Origin of the sequence: Bombella dulcis, from assembly GCF_026385505.1 — a bacterium.
In the GTDB taxonomy this organism is placed as follows: Bacteria; Pseudomonadota; Alphaproteobacteria; order Acetobacterales; family Acetobacteraceae; genus Bombella; species Bombella dulcis.
The window spans coordinates 247,966-268,962 of record NZ_JANIDV010000003.1 but is presented as its reverse complement, the minus strand read 5'-3'; the positions used below and the strand labels follow the sequence as shown (position 1 = coordinate 268,962).

Here is a 20,997-nt window from a genome sequence, read left to right as displayed (position 1 = left end):
CAGAAAAGCGGTAAATACCCCTTTATGACCTGCAAGGCCAGAGACGATCCACCACCAGATTGAAAAGCGGGATTGTGGGTCAACCTGCCACAGGACGGCGGCCAATGACAGCCCGGACCGTATCCTGCCAGGCCGTCAGGTCCTCCGGCGGGACGACCTCGCCTGTATCCAGCTCCCCGAAACCGGCCCGCTGCATGAGGGCACTGGTAAAACGCACCCGGTCTTCCGGCTCCAGAGCCTGCCAGATGGCCACGGCCTTGGCAGGCACAAACTTGTCCGAAAAACTGACAATCAGGGGCGCACCGGGGCGCAGGACACGGAACAGCTCTTCGACCACCTGCTGGGGCTTTGTCAGATAGGCCAGACCGTCACAGAGCAGGGTACCGTCGAAACTTGCATCATCAAAGGGCAGAACCGGCGTCATGTTGAGGTCCTGTTCCACAAGACTGCTCAATGCCTGATTGGCCCTGAGAGCCGCCCTACTGACATCCAGCCCGATGAATTCCTGAAACGTGGCGTCTTCCGGCAGATGGCTCATGGCCCCGCACATCAGGTCCAGAGTGCGTCCCCCTACCGGCAGGGCCGTGCGATAAAGAGCCGTAATGGCTGTGCGGGCACCCATATCCATCAGGGAATCCAGCTCCTGCCGTCCCCAGAAGGCCTCATCCGGCTCCGATGATGCCTGTGTGAATGCTTTTTCGTGTAGGCCCTGCACACCATCCCCTTCTCTGCTGTCCCTTGTGCCGGCCCCTAATATAGGGTGTGCAGAACCATGAACAATGGCTTTCCTGCCCGGAAAGACGTGCCGGATTTTATTCACATATCTTATCTTTTTTACTATACTCTATGATTGCTAGAGAAATGCGATCCAATAAAGAATCAAACCCAGAAAAATCAATCTTACTTGCATTAGGTTTGACAACATAATTGGCGAAATATGCCTTACCATAAAACTTAGAAACATCAATCTTGCTGTTAGATGTATCTAAACGCTTTCCATTAAGTTCATAATTGCACCATTTCTCTGGGAAAAGATCCTCTATATAGGTCTCACCACCATCTTCCGGAGTTTTTACCAGATAAAGATTTTCACACAAATGATAGAAAGATTCCTTAGTGTTAATGTCTAATTGTACACGAAAATATTTTCTAACCGTATCTTTTAATTTCTTCAACCCATCATCATTATCCACGACTAAAATTACCGGATATTTCATCGGCTTGTGTATAAAATTTTTTGAATGCTCCACATAACTTCTCATAAATGAACTTAAGTCAGCTGTACCACCTCGCATATCCATCACCTCATGAACTAACTTACTGTCATAATTAAAATAATTTACACCATGTTTAAAATTCCCGCCCTCAAAACCTCCTAAAACTGGATAGTGATCTACCCTCTTTTTAACTGCTTCACGCAAATAAACAGAATCTGTTTTTCCTTCAGGAATAATCAAAGGCCTCTGCAACGCAACACAATATCTATAAAAAAGAAATTTCTTGAAAAGTTTCCGGATAGCACTCGGATACCTCTTTTGAGCTATTTGAGAAGAACTATCACTGTTCCCTTCTAAACTTTTCAACTTGTAAATATGAGCCAATATACCCTGGAGCGAATCAAGATTACCCGTTTCTTCCTTACTACCCTCTAAGGAAGAACACTTATAAAAGTGCCGATTTTAAATAATCTATCACACATTGCACGAGATCTGCGATAATAATCACTACGTATATTAACTTTTTTATTTACAACAAACCCCGTTACCATTTGTCTTCTATCACGAAAACTCATTCTAGTCTTAAATTTATTAATTGAAAAACCCGCCCCTTCCACAGCGCTCATTGTAGCATTTCCAATAAGCCACCTAGAAGGATTCCCGGGATCAACTAGCGCTAAATCCGCAGGAAAGTCTTTTTGATTGGTAGAAAAAGTGATATCGTCCACGTAGCGTGTGTATCTCACGCCATATTTTTTAACTAATCGAACAAGCCTTGCATCCAAAATTTGAGCCACCAACTCAGCGATCACAGGCGAACAAGGACTACCCTGCGGTAACGCCTCCCCATCACAGGCAATCTGCGCTATTGTCGTTGCAACAACCGGATGCAGAGTAAACTTCTTATCCTTCAAGAAAAAACCCCTCACCCTGCCATAATTAAATGCGGGAAAAAAATTCTCTAAATCGAAATTAAATACCCATCTCCTCCCTTTATGCTGTGCAGCATTCTTTATAACAGAACTCCCTCTCTTAACCCCAAAAGAAAGACAAGCCCCTTCCCTCTCTCGATCAATCTCCTCTAAACACTCACAAAGAATACGGGCAAGGTGCGACTGCAATTTCTTGAGTTTCGGTGTAGGAGCCTTAATCTCCCGCTGTCCACCGGACTTCTTAGGTACGTAAAATGTGCTATATTTCTTTGCGATGTCCAAACCATAGACAATCGCTTTCATGCCCCTTGCATCATACCCTAGGAGCCCAGCCAGCTCCTCTCTCGAGGTAATCTTCCTCAATCTGCTTAAGTAAGACATAATCAACTCAAAAAGAGACTTACAGACACTCTTATGCGGTGGCCAACAGTAATTAGAATTACCCTTGATAACCATCGACTACAGTTATTCTGCTAGGCAAAATCTGGAAAGCAAATCCCCCCTAGCATTCAAAAATATGTCTCGAATCCGGACAACAATTCTGTCTGTAAGCCCCTCCTCTCTAGTACACTCAAAACGATCTGCTCACAATAACACCTCTAAAAAGTTTACAAGAAAAAATATCATGCTACGCAGCAGCACGATCTATACCCTTTAAACTTTCAATCGATGGAGGCATCATGAGCGTTTCCTTCACAAAAATGCACGGGCTGGGGAATGATTTCATCATTCTGGATGGTAGGGACAGACCACTTTCCCTGTCCACTGCTCTCATCAGCCGCCTCTGCAACCGCCGTACCGGTGTCGGCTGCGACCAGCTCGTCACACTCTCGGCACCGACACAGGACGGAGCCGACGTGCTGGTCCGTTTCTTCAACCCGGACGGCTCGGAATCAGGAGCCTGCGGCAATGCCTCACGCTGCGTCGCTGCCCTTCTGGGGGGCAACCCCACACTCCAGACACAGAGTGGCCTGCTTCCCACGTCACAGGAAGATGGTCTGATCTCCGTCCTCATGGGCACGCCCCGTCTGGACTGGCAGAGCATTCCGCTCGCCCATGAATGCGACACGGCCCATCTGCCTCTCCATGACGGTGCGGCCTGCTCCATGGGCAACCCCCATCTGACACTGTTCCGCTCCATCGAGGACGCCGCCAGCATGGGGCCTGAGCTGGAGCTGGACCCGCTCTTCCCGGACCGGGGCAATGTCGGCTTTGCGGAGATTCTGTCCCCCACCCATATTCTCCTGCGGGTCTGGGAACGGGGAGCCGGGCTGACACTCGCCTGCGGCTCCGGAGCCTGTGCGGCCGTCGTCAACGCCGTCCGGCGGGGGCTGGTGGAACGGACATGCCGTGTCACCATGGAATGCGGGTCTCTGGCCATCACATGGCAGGATGATGATTCCGTCCTGATGATCGGCCCGGCACAGACCGTCTTCACCGGCACGCTGGACAAGGACTGGCTGGAAGACGGACAGACGCCCACACCATGAGCGTCACCCTTCTCACCTTCGGCTGCCGTCTGAACGCCCATGAGAGCGATGCGATGGAACATCTGGCCCGTCAGGGGCAGACGCAGGACGGGAAGACCATCATCGTCAACACCTGCACGGTAACGGCGGAGGCGGAACGGCAGGCCCGCCAGACCATCCGCCGTGTACACCGGGAAAACCCCACAGCCCGCATCATCGTGACAGGCTGCGCCTCCGAACGGGCCGCAGACGCATGGGCCGCCCTGCCCGGTGTCAGCCGGGTCATCCCCAACACGGAGAAGACACGCCCATCCACATGGGGGCTGCCCGAAAAGGCAGGCCATGCCCCGCCGCCCTCCCGTCATATTCGTGCCCTTCTTCAAGTCCAGCAGGGCTGCGACAATGACTGCACCTTCTGCGTCATTCCGGCGGGCAGAGGGCACTCCACCTCCATGCCTCCTGAAGAAATCATCCCCAAGGCCCGCGCCCTCACGGAAGCCGGTCATTGTGAACTTGTCCTGACGGGTGTGGACATTGCCTCATGGCAGCGGAAAGACATGGGGCTGGGACAGCTCTGCCGCCATCTTCTAGATGAAGTGCCGGAGATTACCCGCCTGCGCCTCTCCTCCATCGACCCCATGATTCTCACGCCAGATACGGGTGACAGAGCCTTATGGGACCTGATTGCTGATGAACCCCGCTTCATGCCGCATCTGCATCTGTCCCTTCAGGCCGGTTCGGACCTCATCCTCAAACGCATGAAACGCCGCCACAGCACGTCTGACGTTGCCGGACTGATGGCGCAGGTCCGCCGCCTGCGCCCTGATACCGGCTTCGGAGCCGACGTGATTGCCGGTTTCCCGACCGAGACGGAAACCCTCTTCCAGGAAACACACAATTTTCTGGAAGAACAGGCCATTCCATTCCTGCATGTCTTTCCCTACAGCGAGCGGCCCGGAACACCAGCTGCCCGTATGCCCGCCATGCCGAAAGCCATACGGCAGGAACGTGCTGCCAGACTGCGGGCACTCGGCCAGACCATGCGGGACCAGTTTCTCGGCCGCTTTGTCGGGCAGGAAAAAACCGTCCTCATGGAAAGTCCAACAACCGGCCATACACCCGAATTTGCCGCCTTCACCCTTTCTGAAACACAGTCATCCCACCGTGGCCGGCTGGAGCGCATCCGCATCACCGGTGTGCAGGACGGGATGCTCACGGCAGAAATCCCCTGAACAGGGCTTGACGGCTCCCCCTTTCTCGCACCAATTCGACAGCCATGGCTGGATTTTTTTCTCGACTCAAACAGGGTCTGTCCCGTTCAAGCGCACGCCTCAATGCGGTGTTTGTCAAACGGCAACTTGATGATGAAACGCTTGAAGAACTTGAAGATGAACTGATCGCTGCTGATCTCGGCCCCGCCGTGGCAGGACGGATCATCGAGCAGTTCCGTGAGAAAAGCTTCGGGGAAAACATCACCCCGGAAGAAATCCGCCAGACACTGGCCACGGAAATTTCCCGTGTGCTGAACCCCGTGGCCCAGCCTTTCACGCTTGACGACAGCAGAAAACCCCATGTCGTCCTCGTGGTCGGCGTCAATGGTGTGGGCAAGACCACGACCATCGGCAAGATGGCCCATCATTACCACCAGCAGGGCAAGTCCGTCATGATGGTGGCGGGTGACACCTTCCGGGCGGCGGCAGTCGAACAGCTCCAGATATGGGGGGAGCGCACCGGCTCCCCTGTCATTGCGGGCAAACCGGGTGGCGATGCCGCCGGACTGGCCTATGACGGGCTGAAACGGGCCACGGAGGAAAAAGCCGATCTGCTCCTCGTGGATACGGCAGGCCGCCTACATAACCAGCAGGCCCTGATGGACGAGCTGGCCAAGATCATCCGTGTCATGCAGAAATTCGATCCTTCTGCGCCCCATAGCGTCCTGCTGGTGCTGGATGCCACGACCGGGCAGAATGCCATCGAGCAGGTACGGGTCTTCCGTGAGCTTGTGAATGTCAGCGGGCTGGTCGTGACCAAGCTGGATGGGTCCGCCCGTGGCGGAATCGTGGTGGCTCTGGCCGAGCAGTTCAAACTCCCCGTCCATCTCGTGGGCGTTGGCGAACAGGCCGAAGATTTGCGGCCCTTCTCTGCCGAAGACTATGCCCGTGGGCTGGTCGGCGACACCAAAGCGGAGTAACCTATCGCCGTCCGCACGTACAAGCAGACACATGCCTAGAAGGAGGCGATTTTTATGTTCAGGGCACTTTTGAGATTCGCTGTTGAAACCGTCATGACCGTTGTTGTCGGGAAGGTACTGAAGAAGCTTCTGGACAGGCTGTTCCCTGACAACAAGGCCTGAGTTTCGGAACATGAAATCGAAAAGGGGGTGCCCATCATATGGGTACCCCCCTTTTTTTATCCCTCTTCCCGGAGAGGCTTAGTCAGCCACCCCATTATGGGTCGCAATCTTGGACATGGAGAACGTGTGATGCCAGACATGCCCTTTATCATCAAAAATAATCAGGACCGTCTTCGCCTTGCCGTGCCTGCCATTCGAAAAAGCTGAATAGTAGGGAATGTAATTCTCCCCGTTTTCATGCAGCGTCTTTAAAAAAACAGAATTCCTCTCCGTAAAACATCCATAATCCGGCAGCAGACATGACTTAAACTGGACTTGTCATGCCTCAAGACCCGTTCAGCCTTCGAACGGGTCCGTCACAAGAATGGTATCTTCACGCTCCGGACTGGTGGAGAGCAGCGTCACCGGCATGCCGATCAGCTCTTCAATGCGGCGGACATATTTGATGGCCTGAGCCGGCAGCTCCGCCCAAGAACGGGCACCGCCGGTCGTTTCACTCCAGCCCGGCATGGTCTCCAGAATGGGCTTCACACGGGCCTGCGCCCCCGGTGCGGACGGGAAACTGTCAATCTTCTGGCCATCCAGCTCGTAACCGACGCAGATGGACACTTCCTTCATGCCATCCAGAATATCCAGCTTCGTCAGGGCCACACCGCTGACACCACCGACCCGCACGGCACGACGGACCATGGCGGCATCAAACCAGCCGCAGCGGCGGGGACGGCCCGTTACGGTACCGAACTCACGCCCACGCTCGGCCATGCCCTTCCCGACTTCATCAAACAGCTCGGAGGGGAACGGGCCTTCACCGACACGGGTCGTATAAGCCTTGGCAATACCCAGCACGAAGCCGACGGACTTCGGACTCATGCCGCTGCCGGAAGCCGCAATGGCTGCCACCGTATTGGAGCTGGTCACGAACGGATAGGTCCCGTGGTCCACATCCAGCATGACGGCCTGTGCGCCCTCAAAGAGAATGCGCTTGCCCGCACGGTCGGCTTCAGCCAGACGGTCCCAGGCACAGCAGGCATAGGGCAGAAGACGGGGGGTGATCTCCTTCAGGAAGGCCAGAATTTCTTCCTTGGTGAAGGTCTCTGCCCCCAGACCGGCCAGAAGCGTGTTGTGATGGAGCAGCAGCTCACCAATCTTCCAGTCCAGCGTTTCAGGTTCGGACAGATCACAGATACGGATGGCACGGCGGGCCACCTTGTCCTCATAGGCCGGGCCGATGCCACGGCCTGTCGTGCCGATCTTGTGGTTGCCACGGGCCAGTTCACGGGCACGGTCCAGCGCACCATGTACCGGCAGGATGAGCGGAGCCGTTTCGGCGATCCAGAGCGTTTCCGGCGTGACGGTAAGACCCTGCTCGGTTACACGGTCAATCTCGCTCATCAGTGCCCTGGGGTCCACCACGACACCATTGCCGATGACGCCGATCTTCCCGCCAACCAGGCCGGAAGGAAGCAGGGAGAGTTTATAGACCTGATCATTCACGACCAGCGTATGGCCGGCATTATGCCCACCCTGAAAGCGGACAACGATATCGGCCCGGCTGGCCAGCCAGTCCACAATCTTGCCTTTACCCTCATCGCCCCACTGGGTTCCGATTACGGTAACATTGGCCATAAGAATGTCTTCCCTTAACGTCTCACAATGGCGGACCCTGTCGGCACTTCAGCGTGCCAGCGCAACAGGCTTTCCATCTTTCCAGATATGGCTGCACCGCAGATGGTGCGCCTCCTGCTCCATATCGCCGGACTCCCCAAGCGATGCGATCGTGGCATAGCCTGCCTCATGCAGACTGGACAAGTCCTCTACTGCCATGATGGAAGGCACGAGGCAGCGTTTCCGCCGTTTCGGCTTCTCCGCCACCCTCAGAAAGGCATGAGGGTTGAGGGTCAGCCCGCAGGCAGGCTCGTCCCCAGCCAGATAACGGCCACCACGCCCCAGCTCCTCACGGGAATGCATGGCAAAGACGGTGATGCATACGCCCGTATGATACCGCCAGCCCCGGAAATCCACCGGGTCCACCGTCAGACGAGCACCCGGCAGACGGGCCAGAATGGCAACCACATCAGCTTCCAGCCGTTCCACGTGCGGCCTGAGCATGTCCGGGAAGGCCAGTTTCTCCAGCTTCTCCAGAGCAGCAGATGCCGGACCGACCGCTTCCATCATGCCCAGCAGCAGTTCCGCCCACGCACCACCATGTTCCCGCACGGCAGACGCATCACGACGATCCAGCGCATGAATGATGCTCTCGCGCTCGATGCCGGAGAAACTGCCGTCAATCAGGCTCCAGACCATGACAGGCATGGAAAGGTCAAAAGACACGTTGGCAATGCCCAGACGGGCAAGAGCCTCGGCCCCGAGAGCGATCACCTCGGCATCCGCTTCGGCCCTGTCCGGGCCAATCAGCTCGATGCCAGCCTGTGCTATCTGCCGCTGTCCTTCACGGCCCAGCGTGCCGATCACGACACAGTCCCCCGCATAGGAAAGACGCAGCGGGCGGGGACAGTCCTGCATCCGCACGGCGGCGATACGGGCGATCTGGGTTGTCATGTCCGGCCGCAGGGCCATCATGCGATGGGAAGATGGGTCCAGAAGACGGAAACTCTGCTCCGCCAGAGCCTCCCCGGCCCCACTCAGCAGGGACCCTTCAAACTCCAGCAGGGGCGGGCGGACACGCTCGTAGCCATGGCATGAAAACACCTCCATCACCTCAGCAAGGCCACGAGCTTCCGCCTCCGCCTCGGCAGGGAGCAGGTCCACGAACCCCATGGGCAGAAGGGCCGGGCTGGATGTCTCTAGGCCGTTGATCATGACGTCGCAAACTTTTCTTCAATGCGGGCGAAAGCCCAGTCCAACCAGGGCAGCAGGGCCTCGATGTCTTCGGCCTCCACCGTGGCACCACCCCAGATACGCAGGCCCGCAGGCGCATCTCGATAGCCTGCCAGATCATACCCGGCCTTCTCTTCCTCCAGCAGACCCGTCATGGCCTTGATGACCTTGGAGCGTTCCGCATCATCCAGTGCTTCGAACCACGGGGCCGTGATCTTCAGGCAGATGGACGTGCAGGACCGTGTCTCCTTCTTTTCACTCAGGAAGGCCACCCAGTCCCGCTTGGCCACCCAACTTTCCACGATGGAGAGATTCCGACGGGAACGGGCCTTAAGAGCCTCCAGCCCACCCACGGATTCAGCCCAGCGAAGACCATCCAGCGCATCCTCCACGCACAGCATGGACGGCGTGTTGATGGTATCACCCCGGAAAATGGCTTCATTCAGCCCGTTCCTGCTTGTCAGACGGAAAATCTTGGGAAGGGGCCGCTGGCTTCCTTCTTCCAGCCGCCTGACGGCCTTCGGGCTGAGAGCCACCATGCCATGCGCAGCCTCACCACCAAGAGCCTTCTGCCAGGACCATGTGACGACATCCAGCCGGTCCCACGGCAGGTCCATCGCAAAGGCAGCAGAGGTGGCGTCGCAGATCACGAGACCGTCATGCTGTGCTGGTACACTCTCCACGGACGGAATGCAGACGCCTGAGGTCGTGCCATTCCATGTCAGCACCACATCACGGGACCAGTCGATCTGCGCCATGTCGGGCAGCTCGCCATAAGGAGCCTCCAGAACACGCAAATCTTCCAGCTTCAGGATGTCTTTCAGGTCCTGCGCCCATGTGCCGGAAAAACTTTCAAAGGAAAGAACATCCATGCCCCGCTGGCCCGCCAGTGCCCAGAGGATCATCTCCACCGCTCCCGTGTCAGACGCTGGAACGATACCGACCTGCCAGTCTTCCGGCACACCCAGCAGGGCAGCAGAGCGGGTGATGACCTCGTTGAGCCGTGCCCGGCCTTCCGCAGCACGGTGGGACCGCCCCAGAAAAGCCCCTTTCAACGCCTCCGGTGTCCAGCCCGGACGTTTGACGCACGGACCAGATGAAAAATAGGGTCGCTGGGGACGATGCGAAGGCTTGGCTGCGGTCATGATTGGCAGGTCATCCATGATTCAGAAAGCGCAGGGACCCTGCCCCATTCCGGCCATGCAGGCAGGGACCAGGCGGGACCTCACGACAGAACGTTTACTTTTTTCCTAGGTGTCACAGGCATCAGGAGGGGTCAAGCCAGCCCGCGGCTGCGGGGCCTGTTCCTGTTTCCATCGTGTCCTGAAAAATGGTGCGAAAGAGGGGACTCGAACCCCTATGCCTTGCGGCGGTCGATTTTGAGCCGACTGCGTCTACCAGTTCCGCCACTCTCGCCCATCATGATCCATACCGCTTGACGGTATACAGGAAGCGGTCCGCTTATAGAATATCCAGCCCCAAAGAGCCAGAGCGGAGCCGGAAAAAAAATCCGGCTCCCGCCCGCCTCTTCAGTCAATGTCCTGCCCGCTCATCAGCAGGATGTTCCGCATGGCCGCACCGGAAGCCCCCTTGCCCAGATTGTCCAGACAGGCGGTCAGAAGAGCCTGCCCGCTATGACCGCTCACACGCAGTTCCATGTCATCCCGGCCCGCCATGGCCTCAGCCACCAGCTTCGGCTCGGACTCCACGACATGGATCGTCTTGGCACCCTTGTAGAACTCCCGGAACACGGCCGTGACGTCCTCGATCATCGGCACGCCGGGGAGCGACACAAGATGCAGCGGGATGGACACGATCATGCCCTGCGGGAAATGCCCGACAGATGGCACGAACAGTGGGTTCCGTGTCAGGCCACTATACTGCGTCATCTCTGGCAGGTGCTTGTGCTGGAGGTTCACGCCATAGAGGAAGAAGGCCGGGCCACCCGCCTCTTCCTGCTGCTCGATCATCGTGCGGCCACCGCCGCTGTAGCCGGATACTGCATTGATGGACACATGGGCATCCACCGGCAGCATCCCCGCCTGGACCAGCGGACGGAGCAGGGCGATGGCCCCGGTCGCATAACAGCCCGGATTGCTGACAAACCGTGCCCGGCTGATCCGTTCCGGCTGAGTAGCGTCCAGCTCCGGCAGGCCATAGACCCAGTCCGGATTGACACGATGGGCCGTGCTGGCATCCAGAAAACGGGTCCCCGTATCCTGTCCCAGAGCCACGGCCTCACGGGCGGCATCATCCGGCAGGCACAGCACGGTGATGTCCGCCTGCGCCATGAGGTCCCGACGGGCCTGCGGGTCCTTCCGCTGGTCTGGGTCGATGCTCAGCAGCTCAAGATCATGACGGTCTGCCACAGCCTCAATACGGCGGCGAATCCCCAGCCCCGTCGTCCCTGCTTCACCATCAATGAATATGTGCGTTGTCATCGTCCCGGCTTCCCCATTGCCTGTTCCCCATAACCGGGGTGGAGCCGTTCACCATTGGAACAGCATCCGTCTTCTTTCGTACAGGAGCATGATGTGCCCATCCCGCTCGAACTGGTCAAGCAGACTCATGCCAATGCTGCCCAGCACGATACGGGAGGGCCGGTTATCCTGCCGGGCCACGGCCACGACACGCTCCACACCGGCATCCAGCACGAAATTGAGGGCCGTGCCGGCGGCCTCACGGGCAATGCCCCGGCCAGCCGCCCACGGGAACAGGGCAAAACGCAGGCCGATGCCCCGGCCATCAGGACGTTCATGCACGCCCGTCATGCCGACAAAACGGCCCTGCTCAAGAATGGAGAATATGCCGATGCCACGTTCGGCCCAGAAGGCGACATCCTCGGCCATTTCGGCCTCGGCCTTCACACGAGTACGCACGCCACCCAGCATGGCCCCGAATGCCCCGACATCGGCTTTCAGTTTCGCCATCTCCTCCATGTCCGGCCAGCTGACCGGACGGAGGATCAGACGTGCTGTCCGCAGCTCATGGCCCAGCATGACACGCTGCCTGAAAGGGGATCAGCGTGTGATCGGACGGTAACGGATGCGGCTCGGCTCCGTGGAATCAGGCCCCAGACGGCGGCGTTTGTCTTCCTCATACTGCTGGAAGTTGCCTTCGAACCATTCCACATGGCTGTCACCCTCGAAGGCGAGAATATGCGTGGCCAGACGGTCGAGAAACCAGCGGTCATGGCTGATGACCACGGCACAGCCAGCGAAGGATTCCAGAGCATCCTCCAGCGCACGGAGCGTATCAACGTCCAGATCGTTGGTCGGTTCGTCGAGCAGCAGGACGTTGTTGTCTTCCTTGAGCATCTTGGCCAGATGCACACGGTTACGCTCACCACCGGAAAGGACGCCCAGACGCTTCTGCTGGTCCGGCCCCTTAAAGTTGAAGGCCCCAACATAGGCACGGGACGGGACAGCCCGCTTGCCCAGATGGATGACGTCCGTCCCGCCAGAGATTTCTTCCCAGACAGTTTTGCTGTCATCCAGGTCATTACGGGACTGGTCGACATAGCCCAGCCTGACCGTATCACCGATCTTCAGGGAACCGGAGTCCGGCTGTTCCTGCCCGGTGATCATCTTGAAGAGCGTGGATTTACCGGCACCATTCGGCCCGATAACCCCCACGATACCCCCCGGCGGCAGCTTGAAATTGAGGCCGTCAATCAGCTGGCGGTCACCAAAGCCCTTGCAGAGATTCTCGGCCTCGATGACCGTCTGACCCAGACGGGGGCCGGGCGTGATGACGATTTCTGCCGTGCTCCCGGCAGCTTCCTGCCCGGCTGCCAGCATTTCCTCATAACGGGTGATACGGGCCTTGCTCTTGGCCTGCCGGGCCTTGGGAGAGCTGGCGATCCACTGCTGCTCGGCCGCCAGGGCACGCTGGCGGGAGCTTTCCTCTTTCTCCTCCTGGGCCAGACGCTTGCGCTTCTGCTCCAGCCAGGACGAGTAATTGCCCTCGAACGGATAGCCACGGCCACGCTCGATCTCGAGAATCCAGTTGGTGACGTTGTCGAGGAAGTAACGGTCATGGGTAATGACCATCACGGTGCCCTTGTACTCACGCAGGGTCTTTTCAAGCCACGCCACGCTCTCGGCGTCCAGATGGTTGGTCGGCTCATCGAGCAGCAGGATGTCGGGCTTCTCCAGCAGCAGGCGGCACAGGGCCACACGACGCTTCTCACCACCGGAGAGCTTGTCCACCGGGCTGTCCGCCGGGGGGCAGCGCAGCGCATCCAGAGCGATCTCCAGATGACGGTCCAGCTCCCAGCCATCCTCGGCATCAATCTTTTCCTGAAGCTCGGCCTGCTCGGCGAGAAGGTCGTTCATCTCCTCGTCGGACATGGGTTCGGCAAACTTCATGGAGATTTCATTGAAACGCTCCACGGCCTTCTTCAGCGCACCGAAGCCCTGTGCGGCGTTCTCGCCCACGGTCAGGTTCGGGTCCAGCTGCGGCTCCTGCTCCAGATAGCCGATGCGGACACCCTCGGCCGCCCAGGCCTCACCGCCGAACTCCTTCTCGATCCCGGCCATGATCTTCAGCAGGGTGGACTTACCCGCACCGTTCACGCCGAGGATGCCGATCTTCACCCCCGGCAGGAAAGAGAGCGTGATCCCCTTGAACACCTCACGGCCGCCCGGATAGGACTTTGTGACGTCCTTCATGACATAGACATACTGATAGGCGGCCATGGACGGTCTCCTCTAGAACACACGGACAAATAGGCAGGAAGCAGGACTGTGCCCCCTGTCGCCCGGGGCGTTTCCCAACAAAACAGGCATGCCCCACATAATCATGGGGGCGTCACCTGCGCCCGGCAGGACTCGAACCCGCAACCTAGCCGTTATGAGCGGCCAGCTCTAACCAATTGAGCTACAGGCGCACAGACATTCCGCCACATCGCTCATGCACGATTTTTTTTCAACCCCCTGCGGGGCAAAAACACGCCTGACAGGGCAAATAATGCGCTTTCTTTTTCCCTGCTTCCCCGCAGCAGACAGGCCACAGGCAATACACATATACAACACCGGGCATATTCATTAATAATGCGCCCATCACATCACCCAAAGACACGGATGGAGCAGACGATGGACGTCACCAAGATTTCCCCCGGCAAGGACGTGCCGCATGACATCAACGTCGTGATCGAGATTCCGCAGGGGTCCCAGGTCAAGTACGAAGTGGACAAGGACAGCGGGGCCGTTTTCGTGGACCGTTTCCTCTTCACGCCGATGGCCTATCCGGCCGCCTACGGCTTCATCCCCAACACGCTGGCCGCTGATGGCGACCCGGTGGATGCGCTGGTCCTGACCCCGGCTGATGTCCTCCCCGGCAGCGTCATCCGTTCCCGCCCGATCGGCGTGCTGAAGATGGAAGATGAGAGCGGACAGGACGAGAAGCTGATCTGCGTGCCGCATGACAAGATCCATCCGCAGTTCAGCAAGGTCGACTCTCTCGACCAGCTGCCGGAAATCACGCTGAAGGCCATCGCCCACTTCTTCGAGCGTTACAAGGACCTCGAACCCAACAAGTGGGTGAAGGTCTCCGGCTGGGGCGACAAGGCCGAGGCTGGCAAGGTCATCGAAGCCGCCATTGCCGCAGCGAAGAAGTAAATCTTCATTGCGTCCGGAAGACGGGCAGTTCCTTTCCGGGACTGTCCGTTTTTCTATGCCCGTGCGTCAGAGTGGAAGACGGCAGACACAAAAAAAACCACCTCACCCGATCCGGCAAAGTGGTTCTTCCATCTTCCTGGAGCGGGCGAAGGGATTCGAACCCTCGACCCCAACCTTGGCAAGGTTGTGCTCTACCCCTGAGCTACGCCCGCATCACATTGTCACCAGCAGCTCTCCAGACCCTGAAATCTGGAGCGGGCGAAGGGATTCGAACCCTCGACCCCAACCTTGGCAAGGTTGTGCTCTACCCCTGAGCTACGCCCGCATGCTGTCGGTGGGAGGCTTATGCCCCAAAGAACGCCCTCATGCAATCCCCTCCCTGCATTTTATTTTCCTTTTTTGAAAGTTCCGTTCCCTCTTGCCTCCCTGCACTAAGGGAACAATTTCAATTAAAAAGATCATAACACTGAACCCGCTCCCAGCTGACAAAGGTTGTCGACCATGACAGATGCCCTCTTCCTCGCCAGCACACCATCCCATGCGCTAGAAATCAATCAGTCGAGCTTCATGAAGCAGGTTATCGAGGCCAGCAGGGAGGTGCCGGTCCTGGTGGAATTCTGGGCGGCATCCTCCGCGTCCAACCAACAGCTGTCCCCCGTGCTGGAAAAAGTCGTCCGCACCACGGAAGGCCGGGTCAGGCTGACACGGCTGGACATCGCTGCCAACCGGTCACTGGTTGCCCAGCTGGTGCAGGCAGGATTGCCCCTGCAATCCGTTCCAACAGTGGTGGCGTTCTGGAAGGGTCAGGTGCGTGACCTTTTTCAGGGTGCACAGTCAGAAAATGACATAAAAACCTTCGTCGAGCAGCTCCTGAAAGATAGTGGGCAGGCCATGCCCGTGGCAGAGCAGCTCAAAACGGCTGAAGCGGCCTTCAGAGCTGGTGAACTGGCAGAGGCCATCAACATTTATGCCAGCGTGCTGGAGGCCGAACCGCGAAACCCGACAGGATGGGCCGGGCTGATCCGCTGCATGGTGGCCATGAATGACCCGGAAGGGGCCGAAGAGGCTGCCTCCCAGATTCCGGAAGCCATTGCAGGACATGACCAGATCACCAGTGCCCTGGCAGCCCTGAAGCTCCATCAAGAAGGCCGGGAAGCTGCCGGAAAAATTGATGACATCCGCCAGAAGCTGGAACAGGCCCCCCATGATACCAGCCTGCTGGAAGACCTCGCTAAAGCCCAGAATGGTGCCGGGGACAGGGAAGCCGCTGCACAGACCCTTCTGGACATCATCGCCAGAGACAAGGACGGAGCCGGACAGTCCGCCAGAGCCGAGCTGCTGAAATTCTTTGAGGCATGGGGCATGACAGACCACGCCACTCTAGCCGCCCGCCGCAGGCTGTCCTCACTGCTCTTCTCATGAGAGCCGCCCTTCCGTAACACTGACCGCCAGCAGGGAAAACTGTCCCCATATGCGGTCCCTTCCCACCCCCACCGGAGGATGCTCCCGTGCCCGATTCACGCACTCCAACCCATGATGTCATGTCCGGACCCAGGCGACGCATTTCTGCCCTGACGGACATGACACTGGCAGACATTCCCCCCCGTATTGGCCTCCTGCCCCTAGGAGACACGATTCTTCTGCCGCAGGGGCAGCTTCCCCTGACCATCTTCGAACCCCGCTACCTGACCCTTCTGGAAGACAGCCTCGCCCATCACCGCCTCATCGGCATCATCCAGCCCACCGCCGCCACCTGTTATGGCGACATGATGCCCCCGCTGGAATCGGTCGGCACCATCGGCCGGGTGACCTCCTTCATGGAGCAGGAAAGCGGGCAGTTCTTCATCACGCTCACGGGGGTATGCCGCTTCCGTCTCCTGCAGGACCGGCTGACGGACCGGGGCTGGCGGGAAGGACGCATCAATGCCATCCCCTTCTCTCACGACCTGCTGGAATGTCCGGCCCTGCATCTTGACCGTCAGGACCTCGCCATCGTGCTGAAAGATTACGGGCAGCGTCACATGATCTCCATAAACTGGGACAATCTGAAGAAACTGGATGACAACACCCTGCTGACAATGCTGCCCATGCTACTGCCCTTCTCGGCAGACACAAAACAGGCCATGCTGGAATGCAGCGGCCCGACCGAACGTGTCCACCAGCTGCTGAAGGCCCTCTCCCACTAGGCCCAGAAAGAGGACCATCCGTGGGACTGGTACTCCGCCTATAGGGCTTTTATGCTGGCTGTATCGTAACAGCCTGAACAGGAAAGCACCATGACGAACCCAGCTCCCTCCCCAGAACTTCTGGCCCGCCTTGTCTGTCCCGTCACGAAAGGGCCAGTGCATTACGACCCTACAAGCAACAGCATCATCAGCGTCAAAGCAGGGCTGGCCTTCCCCGTGCGTGACGGCATCCCTGTCATGCTGCCGGAACAGGCCACACGGCTGGATGCCGGACAGGCCACCAGGGGATGAACGCCCTTCCGGCTCTCTTCCTGCCATCCGGCCCGGAGCTGCCCGCCTCACCGTGAATCCCGGGCTGGTGGCGAACCATAAGAGGCTTCGGTATGTGTCTGGGCCGGGAAATGAGGCAGACCACTGCCGCTGCCACCTCCACCACCACTGGCCCCGCTACCGCCATCAGCTGTATGGACGGTACGCCCGGAAATTTCATCCGGTGTCGGCTGGATGGCCTGCACCATCGGCACCATGCCACCCGAATAGGGAGGCATGGGATGGTGAAGCTCCCGGAATGGCTTCTTCGGATAGGCTTCCGTCATGTCGGCTTTCGGGAGGTGTCTGGGAGCATCGTCATCCTCTTCCGCCGCACAGCCTGTCAGCAGGACACAGCCCATCAGGCAGACCCACAGCACCCGGTGACCCGGGCGGACAGGGGGGAAAAGGGAGAAACGCAACGGCATGACCTCTGCCTTATAGCATTTCTGTCCAATTGACGAAGACCCGCAGCCGTGAAAAGAACGGGCATGTTCAAAGGTGCCCTTTCTTCTCCCATGCAGCGGTGTCGTGCCTGGCGTGATGCGCTGTTCGTGGACCATGCCATTCTCCGGCTGGTCTGGACCAATCTGGCCCCCGTGGTGCCGGGACGTGTCTGGCGCAGCAACCATCCCACACCGGGCCGCCTGCGCCGCTGGAAGAAGACACTGGGCCTGGTCATGGTCATCAATCTGCGCGGGCACCGGCAATGCGGGGCTGATGCCCTCGGGCGGAAACGCTGTGAAACACTCGGCCTTCCCTATCTCGACATGGCCTTTGAAAGCCGCAACGCTCCCCACAAGGACCGTATCTTGCGGTTTCACCAGCTTTACAGCACGGCTCGCTTTCCCCTGCTTCTGCACTGCAAATCCGGTGCGGACAGGGCCGGTCTTGCCAGCGGGCTGGTCATCCTGTTTGAAGGCGGAACGGCCGCGGAAGCCTTGAAGCATCTGCACTGGCGTTTCCTGCATTTCCGCCGTTCCCGCACGGGCATTCTTGATGCCTTTTTCCTGCTCTACCAGAAAACGGCGGAAGGTCGCTTGCCTTTCATTGAATGGGTGAAACGGGAATATGATGAAGATGCGCTCCGCACGGCTTACCGGGCCGGCCGCTTCAGCTCATTTCTCAATGACACGATCCTGCGCCGCGAATAGGTGATTCAGGACGAACGCTCGGCCACCTCCCGAATGAAGTTCATGAGCTGCTGGCGGGTCTTTTCATCCTTGATGCTATAATAGACCCTGGCCAGTTCCAGCGTTTCCGGCAGCATGAGCAGTTCAATGCCACTATCCGCTTTAAAGAAAAATCCGACCGGCACGCCAAGTATCTGGGCAGTTCATACAGTCGGCCGGCTCCGATCCGGTTCGCCCCCCGTTCATATTTCTGTATCTGCTGGAAAGTGATGCCAAGGGCCTTGGCCAGTTTCTCCTGTGAATATTTCCGCAGTCCCCGAAAGAGACGGATACGTCTGCCTACATGTGCGTCAACAGACGAAGCCAGCTCTGTCATCAATCCCAAACCTCCATAAGAACAGGTCGTAAAAATTTACTCTTTATTCATAAATATGAACAACAGATTATTTGCGACCCACACTTTTACCGTGATCGGCTCCTGAACAGCCGCCGTCTGCGGCATCCCGTCCGACGCAGGCCAATGGACAGCCCCACCAGCAGAAGAGAGAGACAGCAGGGGATCGAGCGTCCCAGCAGGGCAAACAGGGTCGGCCCTTCAGGCCCCGGCAGAGGCCGGACAAGGACCTGCTCCTGCCCCCAGCCCGTTCTTCCCACTTCCCGGCCACGGGCATCGTAAATGGCAGACACCCCCCGATTATTGGCAAAAACAACCGGCAGCCCCTCTTCCACAGCCCTCATACGGCCAGTGGCCAGATGCTGGCGCGGCCCCGCACTGTTGCCATACCAGGCATCATTGGAAATCGTCAGCAGCCAGTCAGGCCGCTTGCCGGGAGCCACAACACCACCCGAAAACACGATCTCATAACAGACCATGGGACCAACCCGGCCGATCTGTGGCAGCGACCATGTCATCAGCCCCGGCCCTGGCACCACCTCCGCTGGCAGCAGATGAAACGGCACTATCCAGGGATCATACTCCCCGAACGGCACAAGGCGGCTTTTGTCATAAGTGGCTTCAATGTGCCCGTCCGGAGCCAGGGCCATCAGACTGTTATACCAGCGGTCCGGACCATCGGCCCGTCTGTCCGACCCGAGAAGGACTGGAGAGCCGGATGCGGACGCCGCAATGGCCTGACGTGCCCCTTCATCTTCATCAAGCAGGCCGGGAAATGCCGATTCCGGCCACACGACCACGGCGGGACGGCCGGGCACCAGCTGACGTGCCTGCCTTACCCCCTCTTCCGTCAGCTTCAGATAAGCCCTGAACTGGGCCAGGGCACTGTCCCGCTCCAGAACCTCAGTCTCCGGCACGTTACCCTGAACGATGACCACCGTCGGATTGACATGTCGGGCCAACACGGCGTCATGACTGGCACGCCATGCCCCCCAGCCACACCAGATGAAGGCGCAGGCACCAACAGCCATGATAGCCCGTCCACCCTGCCACAGAGCCAGCGAGGCCAGAACAAGCATGAGTGTCAGCCCGTCCACCCCGATCAGGGATGCAGGCTGGATGAGCCAGTTACCCAGCCCCCCTGACAGTTCAAGGGCACTTCCCAGCGGATTCCATGGAAAGCCGGAGAAATAGAATACCCGTGCCATATCGGCCAGTGTCCATGTTCCAGCAAACAGCATCACCCGCGGCCAGCCTTCCGGCACCAGTCGGCAGAGTACGGCCGGAACCATCAGGAGTGGTGCGATCAGCAAGGCAACACCAGGAGCTGCGAAAGGCACCACCCACCAGAACTCATGCACACGGGTCAGGATGGCGTTGGTCAGCCAGTACAGCCCGGCCGTATGATACCCCATGCCAAACAGGAAGCCCCACAGGGCAGCCCATCTGTGACTGGGAGCCTCACTCACGGCCCGATAGAACAACCCCAGAGCCAGCGGCACTATGAAAATGACATGCAGGGGAGGCAGGGCCAATGCTGCCAGCATCCCCAGGACCAGCATGGAAATGGCACTGCGCCATCCTCCCTGCTGCGGAAAGACGCACAGTGCCTTCATGAACATATGGGACCCTTAGTCCAGAGCGTCCTTCAGACGACGCTCGTAATGACGGTAATATTTGTCGGCCAGCAGTTCACTCTTCACCAGTACTGCCACATCGGTAGTATTGAACTGTTCATCCACGACCGCGCCATCACCAACATAACCACCAAGACGCAGATAGCCCTTGATGAGAGGCGGAAGCTTGTTGAGACAGGAACGGCGGTCCAGCATGGCAGGGTCCATCCGGCGCATCTCCACATAACGCTCCGGCAAGGCCTTCACGCGCAGCGCAGGCGGAGCCAGATGGTTATGATATAGCCATGTCAGCTCTTCGCCCATCGTATCCGGCGACGTGCCATGCAGGCTGGCACAGCCGAACAGTATGTCGATCCTGTGCAGGAAGATGTACGAGGCAATACCCCGCCAGAGAAGCTGCATGGCGGCACGGCCACGATATTCCCGGGCCACGCAGGAGCGTCCCACCTCCAGCAGACGGCCTGAAAAATCCGTCAGGCAGGAAATGTCATACTCATCCGCCGTATAGAAACGCCCTTCCGGCCCCAGAACGTCTGAACGCAGCAGACGGTACGTCCCCACGACCGATGCTGCACCTGTCCCAAGGGCATGGTCCACGACCAGCAGATGGTCTGCAATCTCGTCAAACCTGTCCGCATCAAGACGGGTTCTCAGGGCCTCCTCACTGGGATGGGCACCCATTTCTTCAAAAAACACACGATACCGCAGGGCCTGTGCGGCCCGGATATCTTCTTCAGTCGCTGCGAGGCGAACCCCCAGGCTCCCACCCCGCAACTCCTGAAAACCACCCTCACGATTGAGAGCAAGAGTTGCCAGGGTGTCCATCTGCCGCTGTGCCTTCCTGCTACTGGCAAATCCCTCTACATCTCGGGAGGCAATACCCACACCCCCAACGATATCTGACACAT

The 20,997-nt window shown here is 58.3% G+C and carries 20 protein-coding genes, 4 tRNA genes and 1 pseudogene; 8 read left to right on the top strand and 17 right to left on the bottom strand.

Translation table 11 applies throughout. The annotated features are described in order from the left end of the window. Positions 1-79: 79 nt before the first annotated feature. From NQF87_RS06445 to NQF87_RS06435, 3 genes are all read right to left on the bottom strand, one after another. Positions 80-715: a class I SAM-dependent methyltransferase gene (locus tag NQF87_RS06445; protein WP_266127578.1), complete on the bottom strand. Its 636-nt coding sequence runs from the start codon at positions 713-715 to the stop codon at positions 80-82. A 97-nt stretch (positions 716-812) separates the two neighbouring features. After that, positions 813-1,583 carry a hypothetical protein gene (locus NQF87_RS06440; protein ID WP_266127577.1) on the bottom strand — a complete coding sequence of 257 codons (771 nt, stop codon included), beginning with the start codon at positions 1,581-1,583 and terminating at the stop codon, positions 813-815. A gap of 65 nt (positions 1,584-1,648) precedes the next feature. Then, positions 1,649-2,452, bottom strand: a complete 804-nt coding sequence (locus NQF87_RS06435) for a reverse transcriptase domain-containing protein (RefSeq protein WP_266127576.1) — start codon at positions 2,450-2,452, stop codon at positions 1,649-1,651. 377 nt (positions 2,453-2,829) lie between these two features. Here NQF87_RS06435 and dapF point away from each other — a divergent pair, with 377 nt between their 5' ends. The 3 genes from dapF to ftsY are packed head-to-tail and all read left to right on the top strand — an operon-like array spanning position 2,830 to position 5,809. Next, a complete protein-coding gene (gene dapF, locus NQF87_RS06430; protein WP_266127575.1) occupies positions 2,830-3,639 on the top strand; it encodes a diaminopimelate epimerase in 810 nt (269 codons plus the stop codon). Continuing rightward, a complete protein-coding gene (locus NQF87_RS06425) occupies positions 3,636-4,850 on the top strand; it encodes a MiaB/RimO family radical SAM methylthiotransferase (RefSeq protein WP_266127574.1) in 1,215 nt (404 codons plus the stop codon). The genes dapF and NQF87_RS06425 overlap by 4 nt, the downstream gene beginning before the upstream one ends. Before the next feature lie 44 nt (positions 4,851-4,894). Beyond that, positions 4,895-5,809, top strand: a complete 915-nt coding sequence (ftsY, locus tag NQF87_RS06420) for a signal recognition particle-docking protein FtsY (protein ID WP_266127573.1) — start codon at positions 4,895-4,897, stop codon at positions 5,807-5,809. A 498-nt stretch (positions 5,810-6,307) separates the two neighbouring features. On the opposite strand, the gene NQF87_RS06415 is transcribed toward ftsY, so the two are convergent. From NQF87_RS06415 to NQF87_RS06380, 8 genes are all read right to left on the bottom strand, one after another. Further along, entirely contained in the window at positions 6,308-7,597 is a 1,290-nt protein-coding gene (locus tag NQF87_RS06415; RefSeq protein ID WP_266127572.1) for an adenylosuccinate synthase, read from the bottom strand. Between the two features lie 48 nt (positions 7,598-7,645). Next, positions 7,646-8,791, bottom strand: a complete 1,146-nt coding sequence (locus NQF87_RS06410; RefSeq protein WP_266127571.1) for an ATP phosphoribosyltransferase regulatory subunit — start codon at positions 8,789-8,791, stop codon at positions 7,646-7,648. After that, positions 8,788-9,954 carry a phosphoserine transaminase gene (locus NQF87_RS06405; protein ID WP_266127570.1) on the bottom strand — a complete coding sequence of 389 codons (1,167 nt, stop codon included), beginning with the start codon at positions 9,952-9,954 and terminating at the stop codon, positions 8,788-8,790. The genes NQF87_RS06410 and NQF87_RS06405 overlap by 4 nt, the downstream gene beginning before the upstream one ends. 186 nt (positions 9,955-10,140) lie before the next feature. After that, a tRNA-Leu gene (locus tag NQF87_RS06400) sits at positions 10,141-10,225 on the bottom strand. Positions 10,226-10,338: 113 nt separating this feature from the next. After that, on the bottom strand, positions 10,339-11,250 hold the full coding sequence (argC, locus tag NQF87_RS06395; RefSeq protein WP_266127569.1) for an N-acetyl-gamma-glutamyl-phosphate reductase: 912 nt from the start codon (positions 11,248-11,250) through the stop codon (positions 10,339-10,341). Positions 11,251-11,298: 48 nt separating this feature from the next. Beyond that, complete coding sequence (locus NQF87_RS06390) at positions 11,299-11,808, bottom strand: GNAT family N-acetyltransferase (protein ID WP_266127568.1); 510 nt, start codon at positions 11,806-11,808, stop codon at positions 11,299-11,301. Between the two features lie 21 nt (positions 11,809-11,829). Next, positions 11,830-13,509 carry an energy-dependent translational throttle protein EttA gene (ettA, locus tag NQF87_RS06385; protein ID WP_266127567.1) on the bottom strand — a complete coding sequence of 560 codons (1,680 nt, stop codon included), beginning with the start codon at positions 13,507-13,509 and terminating at the stop codon, positions 11,830-11,832. A gap of 117 nt (positions 13,510-13,626) precedes the next feature. Then, positions 13,627-13,700, bottom strand: a tRNA-Ile gene (locus NQF87_RS06380). A gap of 205 nt (positions 13,701-13,905) precedes the next feature. Between NQF87_RS06380 and ppa the strand changes: the two genes are divergently transcribed. Continuing rightward, positions 13,906-14,430 carry an inorganic diphosphatase gene (ppa, locus tag NQF87_RS06375; RefSeq protein WP_182041443.1) on the top strand — a complete coding sequence of 175 codons (525 nt, stop codon included), beginning with the start codon at positions 13,906-13,908 and terminating at the stop codon, positions 14,428-14,430. Between the two features lie 137 nt (positions 14,431-14,567). On the opposite strand, the gene NQF87_RS06370 is transcribed toward ppa, so the two are convergent. Both NQF87_RS06370 and NQF87_RS06365 read right to left on the bottom strand, forming a co-directional pair. Then, a tRNA-Gly gene (locus NQF87_RS06370) sits at positions 14,568-14,642 on the bottom strand. Between the two features lie 38 nt (positions 14,643-14,680). Next, positions 14,681-14,755 (bottom strand) — tRNA-Gly (locus NQF87_RS06365). A gap of 176 nt (positions 14,756-14,931) precedes the next feature. Between NQF87_RS06365 and NQF87_RS06360 the strand changes: the two genes are divergently transcribed. The 3 genes from NQF87_RS06360 (at position 14,932) to NQF87_RS06350 (ending at position 16,907) form a co-directional block, all read left to right on the top strand. Next, complete coding sequence (locus tag NQF87_RS06360) at positions 14,932-15,852, top strand: tetratricopeptide repeat protein (RefSeq protein ID WP_266127566.1); 921 nt, start codon at positions 14,932-14,934, stop codon at positions 15,850-15,852. Positions 15,853-15,938: 86 nt separating this feature from the next. Next, a complete protein-coding gene (locus NQF87_RS06355; RefSeq protein WP_266127565.1) occupies positions 15,939-16,616 on the top strand; it encodes an LON peptidase substrate-binding domain-containing protein in 678 nt (225 codons plus the stop codon). Between the two features lie 90 nt (positions 16,617-16,706). After that, positions 16,707-16,907, top strand: a complete 201-nt coding sequence (locus tag NQF87_RS06350) for a Trm112 family protein (RefSeq protein ID WP_266127564.1) — start codon at positions 16,707-16,709, stop codon at positions 16,905-16,907. Positions 16,908-16,954: 47 nt separating this feature from the next. On the opposite strand, the gene NQF87_RS06345 is transcribed toward NQF87_RS06350, so the two are convergent. Next, on the bottom strand, positions 16,955-17,353 hold the full coding sequence (locus NQF87_RS06345; protein ID WP_266127563.1) for a hypothetical protein: 399 nt from the start codon (positions 17,351-17,353) through the stop codon (positions 16,955-16,957). A gap of 63 nt (positions 17,354-17,416) precedes the next feature. On the opposite strand from NQF87_RS06345, the gene NQF87_RS06340 reads away from it, so the two are divergent. Continuing rightward, the gene (locus NQF87_RS06340) at positions 17,417-18,079 is read left to right on the top strand and encodes a protein-tyrosine phosphatase family protein (RefSeq protein WP_266127562.1); all 663 of its coding nucleotides are present in this window, start codon (positions 17,417-17,419) and stop codon (positions 18,077-18,079) included. Between the two features lie 5 nt (positions 18,080-18,084). Here the strand turns inward: NQF87_RS06340 and NQF87_RS08855 are convergent. From NQF87_RS08855 to NQF87_RS06320, 3 genes and pseudogenes are all read right to left on the bottom strand, one after another. Then, positions 18,085-18,434 (bottom strand): annotated as a pseudogene (locus tag NQF87_RS08855) (helix-turn-helix domain-containing protein). Between the two features lie 86 nt (positions 18,435-18,520). Continuing rightward, positions 18,521-20,068 (bottom strand): apolipoprotein N-acyltransferase, encoded by a 1,548-nt coding sequence (gene lnt / locus NQF87_RS06325; RefSeq protein ID WP_266127561.1) that lies wholly within the window; start codon positions 20,066-20,068, stop codon positions 18,521-18,523. A 15-nt stretch (positions 20,069-20,083) separates the two neighbouring features. Further along, on the bottom strand, positions 20,084-20,914 hold the full coding sequence (locus tag NQF87_RS06320; protein WP_266127611.1) for a GNAT family N-acetyltransferase: 831 nt from the start codon (positions 20,912-20,914) through the stop codon (positions 20,084-20,086). Between the last annotated feature and the right edge of the window lie 83 nt (positions 20,915-20,997).

What these genes read in the sequence shown, in the direction of transcription:
- ftsY (WP_266127573.1), top strand. Translation starts at nt 4,895, where the DNA reads ATGGCTGGATTTTTTTCTCGACTCAAACAGGGTCTGTCCCGTTCAAGC.
- NQF87_RS06415 (WP_266127572.1), bottom strand. Translation starts at nt 7,597, where the DNA reads ATGGCCAATGTTACCGTAATCGGAACCCAGTGGGGCGATGAGGGTAAA.
- dapF (WP_266127575.1), top strand. Translation starts at nt 2,830, where the DNA reads ATGAGCGTTTCCTTCACAAAAATGCACGGGCTGGGGAATGATTTCATC.
- ettA (WP_266127567.1), bottom strand. Translation starts at nt 13,509, where the DNA reads ATGGCCGCCTATCAGTATGTCTATGTCATGAAGGACGTCACAAAGTCC.
- NQF87_RS06410 (WP_266127571.1), bottom strand. Translation starts at nt 8,791, where the DNA reads ATGATCAACGGCCTAGAGACATCCAGCCCGGCCCTTCTGCCCATGGGG.
- NQF87_RS06390 (WP_266127568.1), bottom strand. Translation starts at nt 11,808, where the DNA reads ATGCTGGGCCATGAGCTGCGGACAGCACGTCTGATCCTCCGTCCGGTC.
- NQF87_RS06435 (WP_266127576.1), bottom strand. Translation starts at nt 2,452, where the DNA reads ATGAAAGCGATTGTCTATGGTTTGGACATCGCAAAGAAATATAGCACA.
- NQF87_RS06320 (WP_266127611.1), bottom strand. Translation starts at nt 20,914, where the DNA reads ATGGACACCCTGGCAACTCTTGCTCTCAATCGTGAGGGTGGTTTTCAG.
- ppa (WP_182041443.1), top strand. Translation starts at nt 13,906, where the DNA reads ATGGACGTCACCAAGATTTCCCCCGGCAAGGACGTGCCGCATGACATC.
- lnt (WP_266127561.1), bottom strand. Translation starts at nt 20,068, where the DNA reads ATGAAGGCACTGTGCGTCTTTCCGCAGCAGGGAGGATGGCGCAGTGCC.
- NQF87_RS06345 (WP_266127563.1), bottom strand. Translation starts at nt 17,353, where the DNA reads ATGCCGTTGCGTTTCTCCCTTTTCCCCCCTGTCCGCCCGGGTCACCGG.
- NQF87_RS06340 (WP_266127562.1), top strand. Translation starts at nt 17,417, where the DNA reads ATGTTCAAAGGTGCCCTTTCTTCTCCCATGCAGCGGTGTCGTGCCTGG.
- NQF87_RS06350 (WP_266127564.1), top strand. Translation starts at nt 16,707, where the DNA reads ATGACGAACCCAGCTCCCTCCCCAGAACTTCTGGCCCGCCTTGTCTGT.
- NQF87_RS06360 (WP_266127566.1), top strand. Translation starts at nt 14,932, where the DNA reads ATGACAGATGCCCTCTTCCTCGCCAGCACACCATCCCATGCGCTAGAA.
- NQF87_RS06405 (WP_266127570.1), bottom strand. Translation starts at nt 9,954, where the DNA reads ATGACCGCAGCCAAGCCTTCGCATCGTCCCCAGCGACCCTATTTTTCA.
- NQF87_RS06425 (WP_266127574.1), top strand. Translation starts at nt 3,636, where the DNA reads ATGAGCGTCACCCTTCTCACCTTCGGCTGCCGTCTGAACGCCCATGAG.
- argC (WP_266127569.1), bottom strand. Translation starts at nt 11,250, where the DNA reads ATGACAACGCACATATTCATTGATGGTGAAGCAGGGACGACGGGGCTG.